This is a genomic window from Burkholderia sp. Ac-20392 (assembly GCF_017104585.1).
Lineage (GTDB): Bacteria > Pseudomonadota > Gammaproteobacteria > Burkholderiales > Burkholderiaceae > Burkholderia > Burkholderia lata.
The window spans coordinates 1-3,303 of the sequence record NZ_JAAGPB010000688.1 but is presented as its reverse complement, the minus strand read 5'-3'; the positions used below and the strand labels follow the sequence as shown (position 1 = coordinate 3,303).

2 protein-coding genes and 1 riboswitch are annotated in these 3,303 nt (G+C 69.3%); both genes read left to right on the top strand.

What is annotated here, in order from left to right:
• Positions 1 to 239 precede the first annotated feature (239 nt).
• Positions 240 to 507, top strand: a riboswitch (cobalamin riboswitch).
• Between the two features lie 329 nt (positions 508 to 836).
• Positions 837 to 1,925 (top strand): cobalamin biosynthesis protein CobW, encoded by a 1,089-nt coding sequence (gene cobW / locus G3N99_RS36855; RefSeq protein WP_206124818.1) that lies wholly within the window; start codon positions 837 to 839, stop codon positions 1,923 to 1,925.
• 6 nt (positions 1,926 to 1,931) lie between these two features.
• Positions 1,932 to 3,303, top strand: a 1,372-nt coding sequence (locus G3N99_RS36850; RefSeq protein WP_206124817.1) for a cobaltochelatase subunit CobN, incomplete at its 3' end; no start/stop codon positions are given.

Here is a 3,303-nt window from a genome sequence, read left to right as displayed (position 1 = left end):
AGCGCGTCGCGCGGGCGGCGTACCGTTGCGGGGACAGCACAGGCCGGGCGGTGGTCCGCCTCCTGTTTCCCGTTTAACTGCACGCGCGGAATGCGCATGCGAGCACCGAACGCGGCGCATACGATAGCACAGCGATTCCCCCGCGCGAACCGCCGCGCCCGGCTTCCGGCCACGCGCGCCGGCCATCCGGAACCGGGCCCTGCGGCCCGTTCCGCCTTGACGCTCCTCGCACCGCCGCCTACACTCGCACGCGTTTTGGTGCTCGCGCGCGCCGCTCCGGTGCGCGCAGTTAAACGGGAAACAGGGAGCCTGCCTGCGCCGCAGTCGAGCCAACCTGTGCTGCCCCCGCAACGGTAAGCGAACGCGTCGCGCGAGAAGCGCCACGCAACGCCGCTTCGCCGCATGCCGCGCGCATGCGGACGACCGCCACTGGATGCCGTGCGCATCCGGGAAGGCGAAGCGGCGTGTTCGTCAGCCCGGATACCGGCCTAAACGTTGGGGTTCAGCGCCGCGGGGAGGCGGCGCATCGTCCACGGCCGCAGCAGGCCCGACGCCCGCGTGTTGCCCGCTTCCTCCGCCGATCTGCCCCCGCGCGAACGCGCGCCGGCCGGCGTGGCGAACGGCAGGCAGCGCGAGCCGGGCCGGCAGCAGCCGTGTTGGCATTCACGATGTCGACCGTTCGCAAGGAAGCACCATGTCCGATTCGTCGTCCCGCCCGTCCAGCGACTGTCCGTCCGGATCCCGCGGCGGCATGCCTGCGATCCGCCAGATGAACTGCCACGCCGCCTTCGACGCGACGATCCCGGCCTGATTCCATTTTCGACACAGGACCTACCATGACCCTACGCAAGCTTCCCGTCACGATCGTCACGGGCTTTCTCGGCAGCGGCAAGACCACGCTGATGCGCCACATCCTGCAGCACGCCGAAGGCCGCCGCATCGCGGTGATCGTCAACGAATTCGGCGAACTCGGCATCGACGGCGAAATCCTCAAGGGCTGCGGCATCGGCTGCGAGGATGCCGACGGTGCGCAGGGCGAAGCGGCGGGCCAGCTCTACGAACTCGCGAACGGCTGCCTGTGCTGCACCGTGCAGGAAGAGTTCTATCCGGTGATGGAAGCGCTCGTCGAGCGCCGCGCGGACATCGACCACGTGCTGATCGAGACGTCGGGCCTCGCGTTGCCGAAGCCGCTCGTGCAGGCGTTCAACTGGCCGACGATCCGCAACAGCTTCACGGTCGATGCGGTCGTGACCGTCGTCGACGGGCCGGCCGCCGCGAGCGGCCAGTTCGCGGAAAACCCGCAGGCCGTCGACGCGCAACGCCGCGCCGATCCGAACCTCGACCACGAGTCGCCGCTGCACGAGCTGTTCGCCGATCAACTGTCGTCCGCCGATCTCGTGATCGTGAACAAGGCCGATCTCGTCGGCGATGCGGAATTCGCGCAGATCGAAACCGCGATTCGCGACGAGATCCCGCCGCAGGTGAAGATCGTGCGCGCGACGCGCGGCGAGCTCGATCTCGCGCTGCTGCTCGGTCTCGAATCGGCATCGGAAGAAACGATCCACCTGCGTCACGACCATCATGGTTCGGCCGACGACGGCGATCACGATCACCATCACGACGATTTCGACTCGGTGGTCGTGTCGGGCGACGCCGGCACGCGCGAAGCGACGATCGCCGCGCTGCAGCGCGTCGTCGAGGCGCACACGATCTATCGCGCGAAAGGCTTCGCCGCGCTGCCCGGCGCGCCGATGCGGCTCGTGATCCAGGGTGTCGGCCGCCGCTTCGACAGCTATTTCGACCGTCGCTGGCAGGACGTCGAAACGCGCGCGAGCCGCTTCGTGCTGATCGGCGAGGATCTCGACGCGGCCGCGCTGCAACGCGCGTTCGACGCCGCGTGCGCGGCCGAGCTGCAACAGGCGTAACGCACGATGCATCTGCTGCGCACCACGCCGGGCGGCTTCGTCGACGATACGCAGGGTGTTGTCCGGATCGACCAGCAACCGGCCGACATCGTGATCCTGAGTTCGGCCGACACGACGCTGTCGCTCCTCGCGAGCGTCGTGCCACACCTGCCGGCCGGCTTCCCGAGCGTGCGGCTCGCGAACGTCACGTTCCTGCGGCAACCGGCGTCGGTCGATTTCTACGTCGACGACGTGTTGCAGCATGCGAAGTCGGTCGTGATCGATCATCTCGGCGGCGAGGCGTACTGGCCGTACGGGATCGAGCAGGCCGTGTCGCTCGCGTCGAAGCGCAAGCAGCAGCTCGCGATGTTCTCGGGCGACCTGCAGGAAGACCCGAACCTCGTCGCGAAGAGTACGGTCGCGCCCGACCTGTGCCGGCTGTGGTGGCGCTATCTGCGTGAAGGCGGCGTGCACAACGCCGAGGCGCTGTTGCGCAGCATCGCATTCCACACGCTTGGGTTCGGCGACGAACCCGAGCTGCCGCGCCCGCTGCCGGCCGCGGCGCTGTATCACCCGGCGCGCGACCGCGCGAGCGTCGACGACTGGCGGCCGCGCTGGACGCCCGGCGCGCCCGTCGTCGCGATCCTGTTCTATCGCGCGCACTGGCAGGCCGCGAACACGGCCGTGTTCGACGCGCTGGCCGATGCGCTCGTCGCGGAAGGGCTGAATCCGCTGCCGATCGCGGTCACGTCGCTGAAGGACGCGGTGAGCCGTGAAGTCATCACGCAGCTCTGCGACACGCATGACATCGCGCTCGTGCTGAACACGACCGCGTTCGCGGCCGGTGCGATCGACAGCCCCGAACACGACGTGCTCGCCGGCGATGCGCCGGTATTGCAGGTGATCCTGTCCGGCGGCAATCGCGACGCCTGGGTGGCCGACAACCAGGGGCTGCATGCGCGCGATATCGCGATGCACATCGCGCTGCCCGAGGTCGACGGGCGCATCGTCACGCGCGCGGTGAGCTTCAAGGGGCTCGCGTACCGCTGCCCGCATACCGAGGTCGACGTCGTGCGCTACCAGCCTGACGCCGAGCGGATCGCGTTCGTTGCGGCGCTCGCGCGCGGCTGGTGCCGGCTGCGCACGCTCGACGATGCCGACAAGCGCGTCGCGCTGATCCTCGCGAATTACCCGCAAAGCGAAGGACGGATCGGCAACGGCGTCGGGCTCGATACGCCGGCGTCCGCGCTGCGCGTGCTCGCGGCGCTGCGTGACGCGGGCTACACGGTGGCCGACCTGCCACCCGACGGCGACGCGCTGATCGCGCGGCTCACCGAAGGCGTGACCAACGACGCGGCCGTGCATGCGCTGCGCCCCGCGTTCCAGAGCTTCCCGCTGA

Excerpts from the sequence above, each read along its gene's own strand:
- cobW (WP_206124818.1), top strand. The coding sequence starts at position 837 with ATGACCCTACGCAAGCTTCCCGTCACGATCGTCACGGGCTTTCTCGGC.